The organism is Kitasatospora sp. cg17-2 (genome assembly GCF_054031055.1).
This window is the reverse complement of the sequence record NZ_CM132923.1, coordinates 9,703,458-9,724,654: the sequence shown is the minus strand read 5'-3', so window position 1 is coordinate 9,724,654 and position 21,197 is coordinate 9,703,458. Positions and strand designations below refer to the sequence as shown.

The 21,197-nt window shown below is 73.2% G+C and carries 14 protein-coding genes and 2 pseudogenes; 4 read left to right on the top strand and 12 right to left on the bottom strand.

Annotated features, from left to right (window positions below):
- Positions 1 to 105 precede the first annotated feature (105 nt).
- The 10 genes and pseudogenes from ACW14Y_RS40725 to ACW14Y_RS40680 form a co-directional block, all read right to left on the bottom strand.
- Positions 106 to 2,742, bottom strand: coding sequence for an SbcC/MukB-like Walker B domain-containing protein (locus tag ACW14Y_RS40725; protein ID WP_456985390.1), 2,637 nt, complete (start codon positions 2,740 to 2,742; stop codon positions 106 to 108).
- Between the two features lie 62 nt (positions 2,743 to 2,804).
- Positions 2,805 to 3,128, bottom strand: a pseudogene (locus ACW14Y_RS40720) (AAA family ATPase); the annotation flags it as partial.
- Positions 3,128 to 4,291 carry an exonuclease SbcCD subunit D gene (locus ACW14Y_RS40715; RefSeq protein ID WP_456985389.1) on the bottom strand — a complete coding sequence of 388 codons (1,164 nt, stop codon included), beginning with the start codon at positions 4,289 to 4,291 and terminating at the stop codon, positions 3,128 to 3,130. The gene ACW14Y_RS40715 and the pseudogene ACW14Y_RS40720, both read right to left, overlap by 1 nt.
- A 529-nt stretch (positions 4,292 to 4,820) precedes the next feature.
- Entirely contained in the window at positions 4,821 to 6,494 is a 1,674-nt protein-coding gene (locus ACW14Y_RS40710; RefSeq protein ID WP_456985388.1) for an ATP-dependent nuclease, read from the bottom strand.
- Between the two features lie 378 nt (positions 6,495 to 6,872).
- Positions 6,873 to 7,418: a helix-turn-helix domain containing protein gene (locus ACW14Y_RS40705; RefSeq protein ID WP_456988391.1), complete on the bottom strand. Its 546-nt coding sequence runs from the start codon at positions 7,416 to 7,418 to the stop codon at positions 6,873 to 6,875.
- Positions 7,366 to 8,808: a hypothetical protein gene (locus ACW14Y_RS40700; protein WP_456985387.1), complete on the bottom strand. Its 1,443-nt coding sequence runs from the start codon at positions 8,806 to 8,808 to the stop codon at positions 7,366 to 7,368. Before ACW14Y_RS40700 ends, ACW14Y_RS40705 begins: the two co-directional genes overlap by 53 nt.
- Positions 8,809 to 9,800: 992 nt before the next feature.
- Complete coding sequence (locus ACW14Y_RS40695) at positions 9,801 to 10,427, bottom strand: DNA-binding protein (RefSeq protein WP_456985386.1); 627 nt, start codon at positions 10,425 to 10,427, stop codon at positions 9,801 to 9,803.
- 285 nt (positions 10,428 to 10,712) lie between these two features.
- Entirely contained in the window at positions 10,713 to 11,702 is a 990-nt protein-coding gene (locus ACW14Y_RS40690) for a hypothetical protein (RefSeq protein ID WP_456985385.1), read from the bottom strand.
- Between the two features lie 119 nt (positions 11,703 to 11,821).
- On the bottom strand, positions 11,822 to 12,577 hold the full coding sequence (locus tag ACW14Y_RS40685; protein ID WP_456985384.1) for an AAA family ATPase: 756 nt from the start codon (positions 12,575 to 12,577) through the stop codon (positions 11,822 to 11,824).
- On the bottom strand, positions 12,574 to 14,127 hold the full coding sequence (locus tag ACW14Y_RS40680; protein ID WP_456988389.1) for a Mu transposase C-terminal domain-containing protein: 1,554 nt from the start codon (positions 14,125 to 14,127) through the stop codon (positions 12,574 to 12,576). Before ACW14Y_RS40680 ends, ACW14Y_RS40685 begins: the two co-directional genes overlap by 4 nt.
- A 924-nt stretch (positions 14,128 to 15,051) precedes the next feature.
- Here ACW14Y_RS40680 and ACW14Y_RS40675 point away from each other — a divergent pair.
- Positions 15,052 to 15,753, top strand: coding sequence for a hypothetical protein (locus ACW14Y_RS40675; RefSeq protein ID WP_456985383.1), 702 nt, complete (start codon positions 15,052 to 15,054; stop codon positions 15,751 to 15,753).
- A gap of 1,019 nt (positions 15,754 to 16,772) precedes the next feature.
- On the opposite strand, the gene ACW14Y_RS40670 is transcribed toward ACW14Y_RS40675, so the two are convergent.
- The gene (locus tag ACW14Y_RS40670; RefSeq protein WP_456985382.1) at positions 16,773 to 17,483 is read right to left on the bottom strand and encodes an SMI1/KNR4 family protein; all 711 of its coding nucleotides are present in this window, start codon (positions 17,481 to 17,483) and stop codon (positions 16,773 to 16,775) included.
- An 83-nt stretch (positions 17,484 to 17,566) separates the two neighbouring features.
- Between ACW14Y_RS40670 and ACW14Y_RS40665 the strand changes: the two are divergent.
- Positions 17,567 to 17,932 (top strand): annotated as a pseudogene (locus ACW14Y_RS40665) (transposase); the annotation flags it as partial.
- A gap of 15 nt (positions 17,933 to 17,947) precedes the next feature.
- Here the strand turns inward: ACW14Y_RS40665 and ACW14Y_RS40660 are convergent.
- Positions 17,948 to 18,511, bottom strand: a complete 564-nt coding sequence (locus ACW14Y_RS40660; protein WP_456985381.1) for an SMI1/KNR4 family protein — start codon at positions 18,509 to 18,511, stop codon at positions 17,948 to 17,950.
- Positions 18,512 to 18,822: 311 nt separating this feature from the next.
- On the opposite strand from ACW14Y_RS40660, the gene ACW14Y_RS40655 reads away from it, so the two are divergent.
- Together ACW14Y_RS40655 and ACW14Y_RS40650 are read left to right on the top strand one after the other, a co-directional pair.
- Complete coding sequence (locus ACW14Y_RS40655; RefSeq protein WP_456985380.1) at positions 18,823 to 19,209, top strand: hypothetical protein; 387 nt, start codon at positions 18,823 to 18,825, stop codon at positions 19,207 to 19,209.
- 267 nt (positions 19,210 to 19,476) lie between these two features.
- Positions 19,477 to 20,013, top strand: a complete 537-nt coding sequence (locus tag ACW14Y_RS40650; RefSeq protein WP_456985379.1) for a DUF6884 domain-containing protein — start codon at positions 19,477 to 19,479, stop codon at positions 20,011 to 20,013.
- Positions 20,014 to 21,197 lie beyond the last annotated feature (1,184 nt).

Here is a 21,197-nt window from a genome sequence, read left to right as displayed (position 1 = left end):
CTCCTTCGCGGGCTGGGACGGCGGGTGGCCCGCTTGACGACGGGACGAGACGTCGACCGCCCCGATCGGTGTGGGGGTCTCGCCTCGTCCTATCGTGTAGGAAGGTCAGAAGGCCGGGGCGGTGGCCATGGCCTTCACGGTCGAGCCGTCCTGGCTCTTGCGGACCTGCATCTGACTGGGGATGCGCCGTCGCAGATCCGCGACGTGGCTGACCACCCCGACGGTGCGGCTGTAGGAGCGCAGTTCGTCGAGCACGTCGAGGACCTCGTCGAGGGTGTCGTCGTCGAGGCTGCCGAAGCCCTCGTCGATGAACAGGGTGTCGAGCCGGCTGCCGCCGGCCTCCTGGGCAACCACGTCCGCCAGGCCCAGGGCCAGCGCGAGCGAGGCGAAGAAGGACTCGCCGCCGGACAGGGTGGTGGTGTCGCGGGTCTGGCCCGTCCACTGGTCGAGGATCTCCAGGCCGAGGCCGGAACGGCCGCGTCCACTGGTGCGCGCGTCTGTGTGGGACAGCGCGTAGCGGTGGGAGGACATGCGTTCCAGACGGGTGTTGGCCGCCCGCGCCACCTCCTCCAGCCTGGCTGCCAGGACGTAGGCTTCCAGGTGCATGCGGTACTGGTTGTCGCCCGAGGTGCCTGCGGCCAGCTCCGCCAGGTGTTTGGCGACGTGGTGCTCCTCCAGCAGTGGGGCCAGGCGGGCGATGTGCCGGGTGAGGTCGTCGATGTGGCAGACCAGCGCCTCGCTGCGGGCGCGGCTGGCGCTCTCGGCGATCGCCGCCGCTTGCGCGCGGTCGGCGGCGGCCGTCAGCGCCGCCTCGGCGGCCTGCTCGTCGGCTGGTTCCGTGGCGGCGGCCTGTGTGAGGTCCGGGTCCTCGAGTGTCGCCGCGTGGGTGGCCTGGGCGGTCCGCCAGGCGTCCAGTTCGCTTTCCATCGCTGCCAGTTCGGCGCCGGGGATCATGGCCTGGCGGGCGGCCTCGGCGGTGGCGAATCCCGCGGCGGTGATCTCGGTCGAGGCGGCACGGTGCGCGCGGTCCAGGCTCACCGCGCTCGCCGCGACCTGTTGGATCGCCGCCCGCGCCACCGCGATCGCCTTGGCCTCGGCGATGAGTCCGGCGCTGCGGGCGGCGATCGTCGGGGACCCGGCCAGAGCGTCGGCCAGGCGCTGGGTCAGGATCTCCTGTTCGGTGTTCTGGGTCTCCTGGCGGCCCATGTAGTCGCCGATGCGGCGGCCCAAGGCGGTGAGTTCGGTTGTCCGGGTCGTGTGCGTCTCGTCGAAGGCGCGCAGTTCCTCGGTGGCGGGAACGGCGTCGGCGGCAGTGGCCAGGAGGCCCTTGTGGGTTTCCTGGGCGGCGAGGTGGCGCTGCTGCAGCTCTGCCGTGGCCTGCCCGTCGGCCAGTTCCTCGGCCGCACCGGCCTCGGCCGTGAGCCGCACCAGGTCCTGTTCGGCGTCCTTGCAGGCCTGGTCGGCCTGCTGATATGCCTGCTCCGCGCGGGCCTCGTCCGCTCGGCTCGGGTGATCGGCGGCAGCCGTCGCCGGCCGGGGATGGACGGGCGAACCGCAGACCAGACAGGGCTCCTGGGGACGCAGCCGGGCAGCGAGTTCGCCGGCCATGCCGTCGATGCGCCGGTCCCGGATCTCTCGCGCGTGCGCGGCGCTGCGCACGACGGCGTCCGTCAGCTCGTCGACGCCGGCCTGGGCCCGGGCCACCTCGGTGGCCAGTTCGTCGCGGCGGCGGGCCGCCGCGAGTTGCTGCTGGAGGGCGGGCAGGGTGGCGGCGAGACTGTCTGCCTGGAGCTGAGCCAGGTGGGCGCGCTCGATCCGCGCGGTGTGCTCGGCGCGGCGGGCGTCCGCTTGGCCGAGCCAGGCCGTGATCTCGTCGTGGTCGGTCTGGGCTTCGTCGAGTTCGGCTTCGAGCGTGGCGAGGGAGGCCGCCAGTTCGTCGAAGCGCCGTTCGTCGTGGCGCAGGGCGTCGAGGCGGCCCAGCTCGTTCTTCAACTGGTCCTCGGCGGCGGTGAGGTTCTCCTCAGTGTCCTCGCGCCGCGGTTCGGGCAGTCGCGTCCTGGCTTGGGCTTCTGCCTCGCGGGCCTGTTCGTGGTCACGGTCCGCGTCGTCGAGGGCCCGGACGAGGGGCCGGACCCGCTCGGCGCTGCGACCGCGTTCCAGGTCCGCCTGCAGGCTCTCGAAGTCCGATGCCTGCGCCTGCAGGGCCGTGAGGGCCTGGGCGGTGGTGCGGTGGCGCAGCTGACGCTCCGCCAGGACGCGGACCTGTGCGGTGTGGCTCTCCTGGATCCGGTGATGGGCTCGGGCGTCCCGCAGTGCGCCGGCGGCGGCCTGCTGGGCCTGGGCGGCGCCGTCGTGCACGGCCCGCGCCCAGGCGAGTGCGGCGGGGTGGGCGGCGTCGATGCTGTCCTGGGTGGGGGTTGGTTCCTCGACCGGGTCGGTGATCGCGGCGCCGGCGGTGTCCTGGATGCGGTCGATGTCGCGCAGGACGGCGCGGCGGGCGTCGTCGCAGTGTTGACCGCTCTCCTTGGCGTGGTCGGTGAGCCAGCGTTGGATGGTGCGGAAGCGGTGGGTGCCGAAGAGGCGGCCCAGGACGGTGGCGCGCTCCTCGGCCTTGGCGCGCAGGAACTTCGCGAAGTCGCCCTGTGGCAGCAGGACGACTTGCAGAACTGCTCGCGGTTCATGCCCAGCAGGGCTTCGACCTCGCGGGCGACCTCCTGGTGGGCGGCGGTGACGGGCCTCCACAGGGGCTTACCGAGGCTGTCGTCGCCGTCTTGTTCCTCCAGCCGGGCCTTGGCCTGGGAACGCGTGGTGCCGCTCCCGTCGCGTCGGGCGCGTTCCTGCTGAGGGGTTCGCACGATTCGCAGGCGCCGCCCCGCCATGCTGAACTCCACCTCAACCTGGGTGGGTGTGGCGGGGTCGGCGTGGTGGCTGCGCAGCGCCGTCTGGTGCCGCTCCCCCGGCACGTTGCCGTAGAGGGCGAAGCAGACGGCGTCGAAGACGGTGGACTTCCCCGCGCCGGTGGCGCCGTGCAGGAGGAACAGCCCTCCTTGGGAGAGGGTGTCGAAGTCGATGCTCTGCCGGGTACGGAAGGGGCCGAAGGCCTGCAGGACGAGGGTGTGCAGGCGCATCAGCGGGCTTCCTTCTCGGTGTCGTCGTGGCGGGCGAACTCGACTGCCCGGCGCAGCAGGTCGTGTTCGGCCGGGGTGGGAGCGAGGCCGCCCCGGACGTGGTCGACGAACCCGGCGGTGATCTCGAGCGGGGTGCGGTGCCGGGTGCGTTCGGTGTAGGTAGCGCTGTCGCGGGGGCCGCCGTCCTCGGGAAGGAAGGTGAGCTGGACCGTGTGGGGGAAGCGAGTGCGTAGGCGGTCCATTGCGTTGATGGGGCGCTGTGGGTCGGTCAGGACGACGTGCAGCCACGCGTCGTGCAGGTGGTCGTGCTGGTGGTCGTCGAGGAGGTCGTCGAGGTGCCCGGTGAGGGTGGCCAGGGGCCGGGGGCAAGGGCAGGGGACGGCCTCGGTGGTGAGGTTGGCGTCGGCGTCGAGGTCGACGAGCCAGGTGGTCTTGGCGTAGTCGGCCTCGGAGAAGGAGTAGGCGAGGGGGGAACCGCTGTAGCGGATGCGGTCGGTGACCTTCTGCGGGCGGTGGAGGTGGCCGAGGGCGACGTAGTCGATGCCCTCGAAGACGGCGGCGCCGACGGTCGGGATCCCGCCGGCGGTGATGTCGCGTTCGCTGTCGCTGGTGCGGCCCCCGGTGACGAAGGCGTGCGCGAGGACGACGGAGCGGGTGCCCGCCGGGCGGGCGGCGAGGTCGGCCCGCACCCGGTCCATCGCCGCGTCCAGGACGGCCTCGTGGGTGGGCTTGTCGGCTGCCATCTCCTCGCGGGTCAGGAACGGTTCGAGGTAGGGCAGACCGTACAAGGCGACCGGTCCGTGCGCGTCGTGCAGCACAGCGGGTGTGTGGCAGGTGGCGGGGTCGGTGCGCAGGTGGATGCCGGCCCGTTCGATCAGGCGGGACGTGACGCCGAGGCGCTGGGGCGAGTCGTGGTTGCCGCTGATCATGACGACGGGGACCCGCAGGTCGGCCAGGCTGTTGAGCGCGTGGTCGAAGAGGGCGACGGCGTCCAGGGACGGGATGGCCCGGTCGTAGACGTCGCCGGCGACCAGGACCGCGTCCACCTCCCGTTCGCGCGCGACGGTCAGCAGGTGGTCGAGGAAGGCACGTTGGGCATCGATGAGGGACTCTCGGTAGAACGTGCGCCCGAGGTGCCAATCCGAGGTGTGGAGCAATCGCATGGTCGCTGACCGTAACCGTTCGGGTGTGGGGTGCGGGCCGGTTTCGGTGTTCTGGCCCGCATTGGTGATCTGTGGGAACCGTTGGATGTCAGATGCCGTACCGGCGGCGGCAAGGGAGTGAGCGGTGGGCCCGGGGGCGAGAGATTGTCAGTGCGGCGGGAAAGAATAAGGACAGAGAGGGGGAGAGATGACTTCCGAGCAAGGCTCTTTGCGTAGCGGTTTCCCTGCTCCGAACGGGTGCCGGTGGTGTGGCATCGACGAGCGGGTCCACGCACGGCAGTGGGTGGAGGAGGCGGGCTGGCACGCCTGGGCCTCCCCGACCAGTGAACAACGCAAGGCCCGGATGACGGCGCGGCGCACCGCCCGGCTCCGGCAGGACGCGCCGTCAGGAAATGATCAGCCCGCACTCGCCCGCAAAGCCGCGAATACTTCCCTCAACTGCGACGGCACGTCTGCGGCGGAGCCCAAGGACGTGGCCAGCTCGTAAACCATTTCGGGTTTACCGTCCGGACTCGTGCGGCCCTGATCCTTAATCATGCCAAGAATGTCCTTGCTGAATTTCCGGCCGCCACGGTGCGCCTTGAAGTCCGTGGCCTCCCAATGCTGCTGGCCGTCGGGGCGCGGCCACTTGCGGTTGGCCACTTGGGCCCACTGCTCGTCCTCGAAGAGCTCCTCGAGTTCGTTGAAGCCCGTCGCCTCGCCGACGAACGAGACCTGCCGCGCGGGATCGAGGCCGAACTGGCGCAGCCGGTCGTCCCTGAAGAACTTGGCGACGTTGCGGCTGTCGGCATCGACGAGCAACATGACGGTGCGGCGCTGGCCGCATGAGGTAGCGGGCGAGGTGCAGGGCTCCTTCGTTGTTGTTGCAGGCCCACAGGGCAATACCCGCCGCCTGCAGGGACAGGCCCTGTGCGAGGCGGAAGAGCACCGGGATCGCCTGCTGCTCCGTGGGGCCTTCGACGGCGAGGAAGCAGCGCTCGTGGAGCAGGACGGAGTTGCGCAGGCCCAGCGCGACGGCGATCTGCCCCAGGTGCAGGTCGATGCCTTCGTGCGTGTCCTCGGCGAGGCGTTCCATGACGGTGCGGCCCGCTTCCAGGCGCAGGTGGACGACGTCGGCGATGTCCACGCCGTCGATGAGGTTCATCGAGTGGGTGGCCACGATGACGTTGACGGCATCCGTCGCGCACTGGCGGCGGATCAGGTCCATCACGGTCCGCTGGTGGGTGTAGTCCAGGTGGGTGTCGGGCTCGTCGTAGACGACGATCGTCTGGACGGGCGGCATGTCGTCCCCGTCCGGTTGGGGGCCCTCCAGCAGCCTGCTGGTCCACTCCCAGACCGCCAGGGCGATCCGGCGGTTGCTGCCCCGTCCGGACCTGGACAGATCGACCCGCTCGCCGCGGGCACGGGAGATGTGCAGATGCGCCTGCTTGAAACCGTGGGAAAAGGAGACCTCCGGCTCGACGGAGACGTCCACGAGATCCGGACAGTGTGCCTTGATGTGTTCGCACAGGTCGGCGGCGTCGTCCTTGACCAGCGCGGTGACCTCGGACTCGATCGTACGCAGGCGGCCCTGCAGCCCGTCGTCCTCGAGATGGGCCTGGTAGCTGCTTACCAGTGCCGTGTGGACGGCCCGCTCCGGGCTCTCGTCCTTCCCGCTGAATGACAACAGCCGCGGCAGCCGTCGCGCCAACTGCTTGGGCAAGGATGCCCATTGGTCGACCTGCGGGGAGCGTGCCGCGTGTGCGGCCAGCGCCGCCTGCAGGTCGGCCTTGAGTCCCTTGCCCTCGGCCTGCAGTCCGAGGGCGAGAACCAGCTCCCTGAGCTCGGGTACGAGCAGCGAGTGGATGTCACGCAGCCTGGGGTCGGCCGGAATCCTGGCCCAGTACTCGAGCACGGGCGCGGCATCGCCCTCCACTCGGCGCCGTACCCTCAACTCCGGTGCGAAGCCCGCCTCCTGCTCGAAGTCGTCCAGGGCGAAGCGGCCTTCGACCCATGTCGAGGCACAGCGTCCCGGCTCGGCGACGCCGCCGGCTCCGGTCGGGGTGACGTAGGTTCGGTCCTGTTCGGCCAGACGATGGCCGCCGAGGAGGAAGGCGAGGGCGGCGAGCACCGCGCTCTTCCCGCCGTCGTTGTGGCCGGCCAGGATCGTCGGCGAGCTGACGGGGATGTTCTTGAGCAGCGTCAGCGAGCGGAACCCGCTCACGGAGAAGTCCTTCAAGTGCACAGTCGCAGCCGCTCCGCTCTCCCCTGCCGCCTGCCGTACCGCAGGCAGCAACCATCGTGCGGCATGGGCTTTCTGAGGTCACATCCGCCGCAGGTGAACATCGTAGGCTCATCGGCGCGGCGCCGTGGCGCGGGCGGCGGAAGACCGGCGGGCCACCGTGGGGTGGGCGGAGCACGAAGGGCGCCGAACCCTGGGCGACACCGCTGTGGGTCCGTCCGTCAGGAGGCTGGCCGGGCCCGGCCGTTGAAGCGCACACCCCGGACCAGGGGCCGGGCGCTCGATCGGCTCCCCTTGCGCTCACCGGCCGACCGAACGCTCCCGGCCCGCGCAGGTGCGGCCGAGTCGGGGGCCCACCGACTACTCAGGGGTCCAGCCGCGGACCTCCAGGTAGCGGATGTCCGCGCCCTCGACCGCCCGGCCGGTCTCCACCAGCCACTCGCGCATCGCCTCGGTGACGTCCCCGTGGTGGTCGGCGACGCGCTGGGACCACTCGGCGGCGTCGAACCCGCCGGTGGAGGCGGAGCCGTAGGTGCGCTCCTCGGTGCCGTCCGCGCGCGGGAGGAAGCCGCGTCGGATGCCACCGGAGTCCTGCTCCGAGCCCGCGCCGTAGACGTACTGATCGGCCTTCATCCGGACGGTGAAGGCGAGGCGGCCGCCGGCCTGGCCGGTGGCGTGGACCACCGGCGCGAGGTGGGAGGCACCGGAGTTGATGGCCTGCTTGCCCGCGCGGCCGGCCATCGACTCGCCGGGCTTGCCGACGACGTCCTTGCCGCGCACCCGGGCCTTCTGGCCGGTCTTGGTGCGGCGGCGGGTGGTGTTCGCCTCCGCGATCCCGGACAGCACCTCCTCATCACGCTCGCCGCCGCGCACCGCACGGACCACCTGGCGCAGCGCGCCGACCATGCTGGCGCCCTTGCCCTTGGTGAAGAACTGCGAGACCAGGCTGGCGTCCCTGCCCAGCAGCTTGGCGACCTGGCGCTTGGTGTAGCCCTGGTCCAGCAACTCCTGGGTCAACCGGGCGGCCCCGTTCGGGTTGTTCGGGTCGGCCGGGCTCACTGGCCAGCTCCCTTCGCGGCGGCGGCGAGTTCGGCGCGGCCCAGGCCTCGCAGCTTGAGGTACTGCTCCTGGCTGACCGGGTGCTCCACCGGCCGGTGAGGTGGCCCTTGAGGAGATAGTCGCCCGGTTCGCCCCGGTACGGCCAGGGCTGGCGCTCCGTCAGGGCGATGCCGTCGGTGCCGAAGTAGACGACCGTGCCGGGCTTGGCGTGCAGGGCACCTGCGTAGCCGATGACCTCCTTGCCCTGGCGGTACTTCATGTCCAGCAGTGCCGCCCTCGCCCCCGACCACACGTAGGCGGCCCACTCGGGGTGCGCGTACGGGTCGCGGGAGAAGCCAGCCTGCCGCTGCCAGGTGACCACCTGGTCGTCCTGGCCGAGGATCTCCACCCCGGCGGGGAGGGTCTCGCCGAGCGGGGTGGTGCCGGAGACCAGGCGCGGGCGCTGGGCGAAGCCGCCGAGGCCGAACAGCAGCACGGAGCGGACGGCGCGGGAGGCGAGGTAGGCGGCGGTGCGCTGGCGCTCGTCGCCGTGCAGCTTCGACAGGTTGGTCAGGTCCGCCCAGGCGGCCTTCAACCGCTTGCCCCACTCGTCGAGCGGCTTACTGTCCTCGAACAGCAGGCCGCCGAGGACCTCGATCCGCCACGGTGCGAGATGGTTCGACAGGGCGAGGTGGACCTCCGCGCCGCCCGCCCAGGTGGTGAAGGTAGTGCCCGGTGTGGCCGGGTAGATCCAGGCCCGGTCACCGGTGACGGGGGCGGGCAGCAGGCCGACGTGGTTCCACCCGGCCGGTACGGTGACGCGCACGTTCCAGTGCGAGCAGGACATCAGCGCCTTCGTCTGCTCGGCCTCGGTCATCGCGGCGAACGCGGCGGCGGTGATCCGGCGCGGGGTACCCACCGGGCTCTTCCACAGGTGCTTGGCGTAGGCGAAGGTGCGGTCGTACTCCACCAGGGCGGGCAGCCGCTCCGGCACGCGGGGCGGCAGGAGCAGCTCGGTGCGGCCCTGCCCGCCGGTGGCGTGCAGCAGGGCGCGCAGTTCCTCCGACAGGACCGGATAGCCCCCGGCCCACTTGCCGCTGGTCGGGATGGTGCGCGACCACAGGTCCCGGCCGGTCTGGCTGGGGGAGCCCATCAGAACCGCGTCGTCCCAGTGGCGGCGCAGCGCCTGCCACAGCAGCGTGAACGCCTGGCGGCAGGTGACGACGTCGGCGCCGTCCGGGTCGAACCACTCCCCCATGCTCCGGATCTCGATGCTGCCGCTGTCCGGCGCGGCCGCCGGGGCGTAGCGGCCGACCGGCTGGCGCTGGTGGACGAAGTGCCCGGCGAGCCTGTCCCGGCCGCTCCCGACGGCGGTGGTCCACCGCTCGCTCGGAGCGTTCAGCCAGGCCGCGACCGCGTCCTTGAGCGTGCTGTAGCGCTCGGCGCCGTCGTGCCACGGGGCGCCGCATGGTGACGTAGACCCGCTCCGTACCGGGCGCGGCGTGCAGGACCGCGTCCAGGACCTCCCCGGGCATGCGGGCCCCGAGATCGACCCGGACGACCTGGTCGCGGACGGCGAGCATCCCGGCCGCCGCGTCCAGGAACACCGTCGCGCGGGACTGCTGCGTGAAGTTCGGACGCTTCGACACCAGCCCGGTCGTCACGGCCTCGAACCGGGCACCGGCCGGGCTTTCCGGAAGGGTGGGCAGCTCACGCGGACCGGCCTCGAGCACCGGGCGCGGCGCGGCAACAAAGCCGGCCTGTACGCCGGGTTCTGTCTCCTGCGGTTCCTGCACCGCAGGTGGAACAATCGGGGCAGCGAAGGCGGCGGTGGCCTGGTCGGCGACGTCGATCGGCGCCTCAGTCACCGGGGTGGCCGGGGCGGGCTGCTCGAGTACGGGGGCCGGGCGGGTCAGCGCCGGGGCGACCGCGACGGCGGGCTCGTCGACCGGCTCGGCCACGGATGCCGGGGCAGGCGCAGCGGCGGCGCGGACGGCGGCCGGGGTCGGGTCCAGCAGCGGGGCGATCCGTACCACGTCGCCGACCGACAACCCGGAGGCCTTCGCGACCGCTGCGGCCTGGGCGCCCTCGTACCCCGCGAGCCCGGCCACGCGGCGCGAGCGCTGGGCGGTGAGCTTGTCCAGCTCCTTCTGCGCGGCGGCGACCTGCTTCTCGGCGGCTGTGATCTCGGTGCGCAGCTCGCGCAGAGAGGCGAGCTCGGCGGTGTACGTCTTGCGGTCCATCAGCGGGTCACTCCTCCTCGGTGGTGGGCTGGTCGGTGGTGGTCGGGGTGGTGGTGACGTAGGCGATCGGGCCACCGGACAGCGAGGGCAGGCGGGTGCCGAGCAGCAGGCCCGCCAGGCGGGCGTCCTTGGGGTCGGTGGGGTCTGCGGCGTTCGCGGGGGCGGTGAGGTCGGTCAGGTAGCCGGCCAGCCGCGCCTTCGGGAACCGGAACCGGCCCGCGGTGCCCGCGGTGCCGTCGGCCTCCCACTCGGTCAGGCCGGTCAGCACCGCGACGACGAACCCGGCCACCGTCACCGGCAGCACGGCGCCGGCCGCGACCCGGGCCGGGTCGCACCGCCACCAGCCCGACAGCGAGGCCAGCAGCTGCGCCTGGTCCAGGCCGGTGCCGAACCCGATCCACTGGCGGTCCGGCTCGTCCACCTTCGCCGGGGCGTCCGAGCGCAGCACCGCCACCTCCGGGGTGCCGAGCACGGTCAGGTCCGCGGCCTGGCGGGCCTGCAGCTGCTGGAGCGCGGCCAGCGGGAACACCTGCCGGCCCGTGTCGCGCACGCCGGGGACCGCGCCGGTGGCCATCAGCTTCCTCACCGTCGGGATCGAGCACCCCAGGGCCGTCCCGGCCTGACCGGTCGTCACGAACACACCACAACCTCCACGCCTATTTATCTAGCTTGAAACACTAGGGAGACCCTACGCCTCCACGCCGACACCGGTCCACGCCTTTTGAGTAAGTCGTACAAGCATGCCTCGGCGGGCGGCCCGCCCCGGTCTGTCGGTGCCGGGTGAGGCCGTGATCGGTCACCAACCCCGAAAAGGATGTCCGGGAGATGACGGGAATGCAGCAGGGGCCGTCCTGCCCGGCGCGGCCCTCGCCGGCGCCTGAGTCTGCCCACCCGATCCCGATGCTTGGGGCAGGTGCGATCAGGAAGGGATGTGGAGCCCGCACGCGGTGGCCACGGCGCTCAGGCGGTCCGCGCGGACCGTGGTGAACAGCCGGGCATCGGAGCCGGCGCCTTCCAGGCCGCGGTGGTGTGCGGCGGCAAGCAGGTAGGGACGGAGCCGGGCGGGGACGTGGAAGGCCCGCCGCATGCCGTGACGGCCGATACGCCCCGGACCGACCGAGATCACCGTCGGCAGGGACAGTGCGGAAGCATCGGGGGCGACGTCCTGCAGACGCACTCCGCGCAGACGATCCGGTGACGCGCCAGTGATCCAGGCGGCGGCCAGCGCCCCGGCCTGGACCGGGTGCGCGGCATGGCGGCGAATCCGCCTCAGGACCACGGCGGGAGGCAGGGCGGCGAAGGGGACGTCCCACCCCGGGATCAGGACCCGGCCCCTGACGCGGGACGGAGCGGCCGGGCAACACGGTGTGCAGACGGCGGGTTCGTGGAAGGCGTCACGGGCGGCGGCGAGGGTGTCGACGACACGGTGGTCGAGGCTGTTCAGCAGGAGTTCCAGTTCGCGCCCCGGGGCGGGGGTGTGCCAGACGAGGGTGAGGGCGGCACCGGTGGCGGTGTGCAGGTCCAGCAGGTAGTGCAGGTCGATGCGCAGGTGCGAGCGCAGCACGATCACGTGGCGTACGGCCTCGGTCCACATCCAGACCCGTACCGCATGCTCGGCCTGTACCTCCCGTGTCAGGCCCTGGGCCCGCAGCCCGGCCACAGACCGGCCGAGGGCGGTGAGGTGGTCGTGCAGGAGGACGGCTGTGCGGGCCGTTCCCACGGTGGGGTGGACGGTGATGGTTCCGGCCCGGGGCCGGTGGGCGGCCAGCGCGGCGGCGGTGAAGCGGGCGTCGTCGTCGCGGTCCAGTACCACCGTCACCGGCGGCAGGACGCGCCGCTGCGAAGCCGCCAGGACGGTTGCGGGGTCCAGCAGCAGGTCGACGGCCAGGTACCGCGCCGTCGATGCCACCTTCCCGGCAGGTGGCCGCCGGCACTGCGGACAGTCGGCGTCGGCCACGCCCGCCGACGTGCCGGCACCTGTAGGGCTTCCCGGGCGGGGCGCGCCGTCCGGGGACGGCTGGCGGTGGTTCATAGCCGGCTGAAGGCCCAGCCGAGGACCTCGCGGTCCACCCGCTCGCGGCCGGTGCGCTCCAGGCCGAGGTGCACGTGCGCGGTCAGCTGGGCCCAGGCGCGGAAGTTGCCGTGGGCGGCGTGCTGGTCGGCGAAGGCGATCTCGGCCGGGTCGGCGTCGGCCCACACCGGGTGGAACAGCGGGATAACGGCCTGGACCTCCTCGGACGTGAGACGGGTGAAGTGCTGCCAGATGAAGATGCGCGAGGAGAGCATCGGCTCGCGGCGCAGCACCTGGTGGCAGCCTTCGCCGCCGACGAAGACGATGGCGAGCCGGGTGTAGGGGTCGTCCCAGAGGTAGCGGAAGTACTCGAAGGCCTCGCCGCCGAGCCACTGGGCCTCGTCGACGACGAGGGTGCGGGGTGTGCGGGCGAGGGCTTCGCGCAGCAGGGCGTCGAACTCGCTGGGGCCGCGGGGCGGGGTGCCGGGGAGGTCGAGGGCGGCGAAGAGCTCGTGGCGCACGGCGCGGGGGGTGGGGCGTACGCGGAAGGTGATGCGGCGGACGTCCTCGGCGGGGTCGAGGTCGCGCAGGCAGGTGTTGACGGCCAGGGTCTTGCCGAAGCCGGCGCCGCCGTGGACGCACATCATCGCGCGGGCGTCGATGGTGTCGGCGAGGTTGTCGCGGGCGGCGAGCAGGGCGCGGGTGGTGACGACCTGGGCGCCGGGCAGGCGCAGGTACTGGTCGCTGGCCTGGGGCGGGAGGAGTCCGGTCACAGGGTCTGCTTTCGGGTCGCTTCGGTGACGGGGCGGGCGGTGGTGAGCAGTCCTGGCGGGGTCCTCCAGTGCCCGGGCGGGGCGGTGGGCGGGACGAGGTCGGGCCGGGCGAGATCGGTCAGGTCGGTGTGGGTGGAGGTGGCCAGTTCGCAGCCGGCCTCGGCAGCGGTGAGGGCGTCCAGCGTTCGCGGGGCCTCGGGCCGGGTGGCGGCGGCGTAGCGCTCGTAGCGCTGGGCCTGGGCCTGTTCGAGGTCGCGTCTGAGGCGGCGGGTGCGGGCTGTGCGGGCGCGGCGGACCGCGGCGATCTGCTCGGGGGTGGCTTCGTCGGCGAGGTGGGCGGTGGCCAGGTGGCGGCCGGTGGTGGGGTCGAAGAGTTCGATCTCGTGCAGGTGGTGGGGCATGTGGCGCACCCTCACCCGGGTGCCGGTGCGGCCGGTCATCCACGGGGCGACGTAGTAGCGGTTCTTGAACTTCACGCCGCGACCGGTCACCGCCCGGGGCTCGGCGCGGTCGTCCTCGAGGGTGAACGTCCACAGGTCCCCGGGCGGGATGTCCCTCACCGGCGCGGCATCGTCCTGCCACGCCTGGAGCGGAGTCCTGCCCTTGAGCGGGGCCGGGCGGTGCTCGGTGTTCCACCACACCACCCAGGCGATCAGGCCGGTGGTGAACTCCTCGAAGGACAGCAGGCCGTGGCGGTCCGCGGGGCGGGGGCGGCGGCCCGGTCGGGGCTGGTGCACGTAGCCGGGCAGCGCGGCCAGGTGCATCCGCTCCACCGAACGGTTCAGCCCCTCCACCGTCCCCTTCAGGTGCGGGGTGTAGGCGGGCAGGTCCTCGACCTCGACCTTCAGCAGCTCGAAAGCGGCCATCACCGTGCGGGACAGGAAGTCGCGGCCCCGGTCCATGCGGACGGTTGCGGGCAGGCCGCCGACGGGGCCGTAGGGGTCGGTGCGCAGCACGGCGGAGCGCAGCGCGGCCAGGACGGATTCGCGGGAGGGCTGGCCGGGTGTCACGGCGAGGCCGGCGATCGCGTTGGTCGCGCAGTCGACGTACCAGGTGATCCACGGCTGGCGGGCCCGGCCGTCGACGTCCACCAGCACGGGGGCCTGTTTGTGGTCGGTCTCCCACACGGCGTTGCGGTGCCCGCGCGGGCGGGTGAGGAACACGTCGTGCTTGCGGGCGGCCCGCTCTCCCGCCGCCAGGCCCGCCCGTTCCCCCGCGCTCAGGTCCCGCCGGATCGCCCGGTGCAGGGTGGGCAGCGACGGCGGGCGGCCGGGCGGGTCCTGTTGGGTGGCCAGGGCGGCCAGCTCGCGGTGGACCGCGGCGACGTTGCCCTTCCACAGGGCCAGCAGATGGCGGACCTCGGGTGTGACGGTGAAGCGGGTGCTGGTCCCGGCGCGGGAACCGGGGTCACGGGCCGCGGCCGGGTCGCGTTCGGCCGCGGCGAGCCAGCGCCACACCGTCCGCTCGGTCACCGCCAGGTGCTGGGCGGTCAGCCGGACCTGTCGGGCCGTCAGAGCGCGCTCCTGCCGCAGGGCCAGCAGACGGCGCACCGCCGGTCCGCGCAGAGCGGCCAGGGAAGCCGCGGGAAGAGCGGCACCGGCCGCCCCACCGGCGCCAGCAGCGCCGCGGGCGGCCCCGCCGGATCCGGGCTCGGGATTCGGGCGCTCGCTCACGCTCTCCTGCCTTCCTCCAAGCCGGGGTGAGGGCCTGCCCGGCCTTGTTTCACGTGGTGCGGCGGCGGTGCCGCAGATTCGGGTCCGATGGGCCGCGGTGGCGTCACAACGGGCCGGTGAGGCGGAGCAGTCGGCGCTCGACCACGGGGCGGGCCTGGCCGTAGACCTCCGCCGTCAGACGCGAGGCCACCTTCGCCCAGGTCCGGAAGTTGCCGTGCCCCAGACATTGCGTAGCCCTGGCGGGCGGGTTTGCCGTCCACCGCGCCGGTCGCGTTCACCACCGCCACACCGTCCGCACCGACACACCCACCGTGTCAGCCACCGCCCGCACATGCCGCGACGTCAGCTCACCAGCCGCCTGGCGCTCCACCGGACGCCGTACCACCAAAGCCCGGGGCAACCACCGCCCCACACCCCACCGTTGTCACCCATGAACCAGATCCAAGCGGCACCGCCCCGCAGAGGGCATCAGATCTCTCGAACCCAGGACAGCGGCAGCCACGGTGAGATACAACCCCCACGACAGCGCCCGACCGCCGGAACTCTCACCCCCACGACAGCCAAACCCACCACCCCCGACCACCCACCCGACCAGCCCAAACCCGGCCCTCAGACCGGCGCCGCCATCAACCTCTCACCAGTACCGACACCAACCCGAGGAATCGCAGCCGGTGGTTGCGTGGGCGAGTGGCTTCCCGAGCACGTCGGCGGTGGCGGCCAGGGTGCCGCCCGTGGGTTCCGATTGCGTCCGCTCGCACCGGAGGGCTTGTCGGCCGGGGTGCGGAGGTCACGCTGTGCGCCATGGGGGATACGTTCCGGCGCCGCGTTGTCGGCGTCCTGTGGGCCCTGGGGCGGTTCGTGACCGCGGCCCTGGCTCCGGTCGCCGCGGTGGTGGCCGGCTCGTGGGTGACGGCCGCGGTGTACCGGCACACCGCCGACGAGCTGTTCTACCTGGCCATGCTGGTCGTCGGACTGGCCGCCCTGACGGTCCATGTCACGGTCCTCTACTACGGCTCCGCTCGGGAGTCCCTCCCGCGGGGCGTCATGGCGGCCGCCGCGACCGCCGTGCTGCTGGGAGCGTCCGTCTACGGCACGGTCACCCCTGGCTGGACCGACGTGCAGGTGAGGCACGAGCGCGGGGTGGCGGTCACCGGCGTCGTGGAGCGGCGGTGGAGCCGGGGCTCCGACGACACCGGTGGCCTCGGGCCGCCCCCCAGCCACTACCTCACCGCCCGCGCCCCCGACGGGACCCGCTGGACCCTGGAGGCCGACCCCAGCGACAAGCACCTCGACGTCGGCCGCCAGGTGCTCTTCACCTACGACCCCCGCCACGAGGTCCGCCCCGCTCTCGGCCCCGTCCCCGGCGCACCGCCCTGGACCGTGCGGACGGCCGCCCTCTTCCTGCTCTGCGCCGGATCCCTCACCGCCGCGGCCGCCTGCGCACTCCCGGGCTCCCGCCGTCCGGAGCAGCAGCCGGAAGATCCCCGACCGACGCCCGAGTGATCCCGACCGGCACGGTCGAGCGCCTGCCGGTACGGGCTGTCACCGTCCTGGCGTACGGTCCCCCGGGGCCGAAAGGACCGGCCGGCCCCGCCCGGGACTTCCGGCCCCGGCGGCGAGAAGGGGTTCGGCGCGCGTGAGCCGGGACGTTGCCGCCGAGGAGCAGCGGGTCCGACGGACGGCGGAGCCGCTTCACGGTGTGGGCCCGTTGCGGTTCGGGATGACGCCGCAGGAGGTCGAGGAGGCACTCCACGGTAGGAGGTGGAGGAGGCGCTCCACGGTGTGTCGGAGCTCCTCCCGTGGAGGAGGGACAGGCCGTACTCGCCCCACGGGCCGGTGTTCGGCCGCGAGGACAACCCCCGGCACAGCCACGCCTGAAAGTCGGCTGTCACCGGGTACTCCAGCGCCGGGCACCCGGCGGGCGCGGCCGTCGACGCGTTGCACGGCCCCAGGTCCTGCTGGACGGGATCGCGCTGGTGGGCCGCGCGCCGTCCCGGCTCCGTGCCGGTCCCCTCACGTGCACGGACGCCCGCGGCATCTGCGTGCCCTGCAACTACCCGGGTGACCTCTCCTCGGAGGAGCCGGGGTTCTTCGGCCGCTCCCAGCGGGCCGGCGACATCCTCCTCACCAGGCCGGTGCTCGTCGGTACCTGCTGGGCGGACCGGATCACCGACCGCACGGAGACCCACCTCCCCGGCGGAGCGGCCGGACCGGAGGCAACGGCCGGCGGCGGGCGGCGGGCGGCCCAGCTCCGTTCGCCGTCGGCGCGAAAGGCAGCGGCGAACCCGGTCGGGTCCCGCGCGGGGTGCTCCGCCGCAACCCGACCCGCCGTGATCCGCGCGTGCAACCGGGCCAAGGCCCCAGGCGCCGCGCCCGCCCGGAACGGGTCCGCACGTGACGGTACCGGGAACGCCCCGGCCCCTCGGCGCTGTGAGGTACGGGCAGGAGGAGACCAGCCGATACCGCCGGGCGTCAGCGGATTCACGGGACAGCGTCAGCGCTCCGGCCCGGGAACGCCGTACTCACCTGTGGTCCTCCCCTCCGCAGCCACTGCCCCGGAGCCGCCACCACCGGATCCCGGCATCGCACCGCTTCGCTTCGGGGGCGGGCTGTCGCGCCACCCGCCAGTCGAGGCGGTGTTCTCCGGAGGTGTGCCGGTGGGTGTCGGGGACGAAGTGGCGGAACGGCCGGCCGGTGGTCAGGCTGTCGGTCAGGGCGGCGAACATGTCCGCCGGGCTGGTGGCCCACAGGCTGCCCTCGATGTCGCCCGAGCCGATACCCATCTCGTACACGTGCCCGCAGGTGGGGCCCGGGAGGTGGTCCACGAGGAGCACGCCCCCGTCGAGGGGAAGGGCGATGGGCACCCACCAGCGGGCGTGACCGGCCGGCGTGCCCCGGCCCCCGGGATCCCGGATGTCCGCCGGGAACAGCTCCACGTACCTCCGGTGGCGCGCGAGGATGTGCTCCGCGGGGAGCAGCCGGTGCGCCAGTGGCAGGAAGGACCCCGCGGGGAAGGTGTCCCCGGCGGGTCGCGGCGCGACGCCGTCGTGCAGTTCGAGCAGGGCGCGCACCTGGGGGTGCAGGGCGAAGCCCAGTCCGTCCTCCAGGCCTGCGATCCGCCCGGCGTCGGCCGCCGGGCGCAGGGCTGCGTGGTCGGCCGGAGAGCGAGCGGCCAGCCGGGCGCTGAAACCCCGCCAGGCCGGGACGAGAGCAAGGGCACCGGTGTCGGTCATACCGCGACCGTAGGGCCGCGCACTGACGGGCCGGCCAGTGCGGACGCTCAGGGGCACTCTGCTCCACCGCCCCGCCGGATCCAGGCGTCGGAACCGAGACCGCCGGGCAGCTGCCGGTCACCGCCGGCGACAGCCCCGACCGGCTCGCGTCCGAAACCTCCTTCGCCCACCCGTGCGCCGCCGCACCCGTCCCGGCCTCGTCCGGGCGCACCGACCGCCACCGGCCCGACCGTGGCGGAGACCGCCGGGCCGACCGCGCGCCGCACACAATCGTGCCGGTCCGCATGCGTCACGACCCTCGAACGCGCGGCTGCGTGGCACGGCGCACCCTCGGCGGACTCAGGACGAAGGACATCTTCGGATGCCTCGAGCGCTTCGTCACGAGAGAGGTCCGCCGCTGCCTCACCGGCGCCTTCGGCGACGCGACCGGGCCGTCTCCTGCAGCCTGACGGTCTGCAGAGGCTTCAGAGCCGAGCCGAGGGCTTCAGTCCCTCCCGCCAGTTCCGGTACTCGTGCGGGGGAAGGTTCCAGGAGTCGTCGCTGAAGGGATTGGGCAGCGCCCCGTCCAGAGCACCGGCGAGAAACTCGCCGAAACCCGTCCCGTACCGGCGCCACCGGGCGGTTCCGTACGGCACCTGGCGCCTGAAGACGACGACGTCCCAGCTCTCGGGATCGAGCGAGTCGCAGATCCAGAACACCACGTCACCGTTGATGGTCGTCGCGAAGGGAAGAAGCCTGCCCTCCTCGGACAGCTCCACGGCGCCGGCGCCGCCGTCCGGCTGCGGTTCCTCCCGCGGATCGAACCCGAGTCCCTCCAGCAGCCGGCTCTCGGGGCGGCCTTCCGCCGGCGGGATGCGGACCGCGAGGTACTCGTTCAGCTCGCCGCCGCCGAACACCGCGACGAAGTCCCGGTAGTCCGCCGGAACCCGCAGGCCCGTGCTCCGCGCAATTTCCTCCCAGTCGACGACATCACCCCGAGCCTCCGAAATCCCGAGTATGCCGGACAAGCGACCGATCATCTCGTGCATGAATCCTCGTCCTCCCTCGTCACCCGTCGCCGAACAACCCGGCGTCCTCGCCCGATCGACCGTCTGCCGACAGGCCGAGATTCTTCCAGCCGCCTCCGACCGTGCGGACCGGATTCGAAACGGTGTCCGAACCCGGCGCGGCCGGAAGCAGCGGCCGCCCGCAGGTCCGGAGGCGGGCCGTGCGGGCCGGCCGCGGCCGCCGGTCGGTTCGTCGGCGGATTCCGCCTCCGCCGGCCCGGGTGGTGGCCGATGATGGGGCCTGCCGGGTCCGTGGAAGCGGCCCGGCCAGGGGCGGGGGGAAGGGGTCGTGCGTGGAGTTGACCGGTACGGGCCTGTGCGGCTCGCCGTGGCCGGAGCTGCTGCCCGACCGGCGCCCCGTCCTGGTCGTGCCCGCCGCGGCCGCCTCTCCGGTGGTGGCCGGGGAGGGCTGGACGGCGCACCCGCCCGGGGGCGACCCGGCCCCCGGATGGACGGCCGTCCTCGACGGGCAGCACCTCACCGTGCGCCGGCCCGGCGGGCACCCCTGGTACGAGGGTCCCGTCGCCGCCGGCCGCCAGTGGCAGCGCGCGATCCGCGCGCACCGCACCCTGCTGCTGGTCACCGGACCGTTCACCGGCGTCCTGGACTTCAGGACCGCCGCCGCCGCCGGCGGGCTGCTGCTCCTCACCGTCGCCGCCCGCCTCGCCGAACCGCCCTGACCCGTCGTCCGCCGCGGGGGCGTACCGGCCCGCTCCCGCGGTGGGGGTGGACCGCCCGGTCGTGCGGGCCGGTGGCTGCGGATCCGCGCAATGCGGTCCTCCGCACGATCCGCCCCCGGGAGAGAGCCGCCCCGGCCGGCCGGGGCACGGCCGGACATCACCCCCGCACGCCCGACAACACCACCCACTCCCTGGAGAGCCGCGACCTCCCGCCGGGCACCTCCGTAGGATGCACGGCGGCACAATCACGACGAAGAGGGGCTTGCCATGGGGGCGGCGATCGTCAGGAAGCTGTACGTGGTCTCGTGCGGGGAACAGAAGGACCCGCTCGCAGAGATCGAGCCCGTCCCTGCCGGGCTCGTCTACACCGGACCTCTGCACAAGGCGCTCCGGAGAGCGGTCGAGTCGGTGATCGACGAAGAGGCCGGCGACCGACTGCTGATCCTCTCGGACCACTACGGCCTGTTGGACCTGTCGGACCCCGTGCGCGGCTACAAGGGCATCAGGTTCAAGAACAAGCACCCCCGGTCCGCGACGGAGGACCACATCTACACAGACGCGGTCAAGAAGGGTGTCGACACTGCGGCAGAGGTGATCGTCGTCGCGTCCGGGGAGTACGTCACCCGCTGCCGCCACGTCTGGCCGCACGCGGCCAGTGCGATGGAAGGCGTCCACAGCCCCGGCCTCATGATGGCCCGGGCCAAGGAGATGTACACCAGCCCGGGCCGGCTTGCCGAGTTCCTCACCTACGCACACGACCACCACCCCGGACGACAGAACCACACGGCACGACGAGACCGATGACGGCACGCAGCACGGCCGTGCCAGGGACACCGACCACCACTGCCGGCGCCCCGGGCAGCGCGGGACCCAACCGGAAACGGGTGCGCGGACGGCGGCAACCCGAACACCGTCCTCACCGGCCTCGAACGCGACCCCTGCCCGGACCGGGCCCCTGAACCGCCCCACCACGAACTCGACACTCCCCGGGCCCCTGCCCCGACGAGGCTCCCCGGCGCTCCCCGCCCCACGCCCGGACGCTCCCCGGACCTGCCCGCGCGATGGCCCACCCTGCGGCACGCCGGCCTGCCGACGGACGCCGCCCGGAAGGGGCCGCCCGCTGGCCTACCAAGGGCGGGACAGGCGGTCCGGGTGGCCGGGGCCGGATGTCTGCAACGGCTGGCTGCGGCCCCGCTCGTGCGGGTTCGGCCGGCCCGTCCGAGTTCCGGGCCGGCCACCGAGTCCTGGACCGCGAGGGAGTTCGCGGCCGTCGTCAGCAGGCGGCAGGGGATCGTCGCCATGCCCTGTCCGGCGCTCCCGATCGCCTTGACCACGCTCCTGGCCGCGGGCTCGTACTTCCGCGCGAAGCCGTGGGCCGCCGAGTCGTCGCCCGCCGTCCCGGCCGTGGACGCCAGGTCTCCGGCCACGCCGGAGGCGATGCTGCAGACGAAGTCCTTCGATCCCATGAACTTCACCGGTGCCCGGAACAGCACGTCGGGATCGACCTCGAAGCCTGCCCCCGAAACGGCGCCAGCCACTCCCCCGCCTCCCCGGAGCCCGTCCGGCCCACGCCGCGCACGCACCCCGGCCCAGGTACGACCGTCGCGGGAGGACCGGCTGCCTCACCGGGCGATGACGAGAAGAGGCCTTCGAGTCGTCACCGACCGGTCATCAGTCACTGCCCCGGTCCCCCGGCCGCATGTCCGTGGCCCTCGGTTCGAAGCCGGCACGGCCGCCGGGGGCGAACGCGCCGATCTCCCGCGTCCGGGGCGCGGGTTGCTACCACCACCCGGATTCGACCGGCACGCAGCCGTCGGGGGTGACGTGGTGCGTGCGGCCGGAGCAGCCGACGACCCGGCAGTGCCTGCCGACCGCGAGACGGGCCGTGCCCCGCTCCTCCTCGGGCCGGACGCCGAAGCCCCGTACATGCCGGGCGCCGAGAACCACAGTGCCGGGTCGGGCAGCTCGGTCAGCACACAGACCTGCGG

What these genes read in the sequence shown, in the direction of transcription:
- ACW14Y_RS40700 (WP_456985387.1), bottom strand. Translation starts at nt 8,808, where the DNA reads ATGGGGGAGTGGTTCGACCCGGACGGCGCCGACGTCGTCACCTGCCGC.
- ACW14Y_RS40670 (WP_456985382.1), bottom strand. Translation starts at nt 17,483, where the DNA reads ATGACCGACACCGGTGCCCTTGCTCTCGTCCCGGCCTGGCGGGGTTTC.
- ACW14Y_RS40705 (WP_456988391.1), bottom strand. Translation starts at nt 7,418, where the DNA reads ATGGTCGGCGCGCTGCGCCAGGTGGTCCGTGCGGTGCGCGGCGGCGAG.
- ACW14Y_RS40660 (WP_456985381.1), bottom strand. Translation starts at nt 18,511, where the DNA reads ATGCACGAGATGATCGGTCGCTTGTCCGGCATACTCGGGATTTCGGAG.
- ACW14Y_RS40650 (WP_456985379.1), top strand. Translation starts at nt 19,477, where the DNA reads ATGGGGGCGGCGATCGTCAGGAAGCTGTACGTGGTCTCGTGCGGGGAA.
- ACW14Y_RS40715 (WP_456985389.1), bottom strand. Translation starts at nt 4,291, where the DNA reads ATGCGATTGCTCCACACCTCGGATTGGCACCTCGGGCGCACGTTCTAC.
- ACW14Y_RS40675 (WP_456985383.1), top strand. Translation starts at nt 15,052, where the DNA reads ATGGGGGATACGTTCCGGCGCCGCGTTGTCGGCGTCCTGTGGGCCCTG.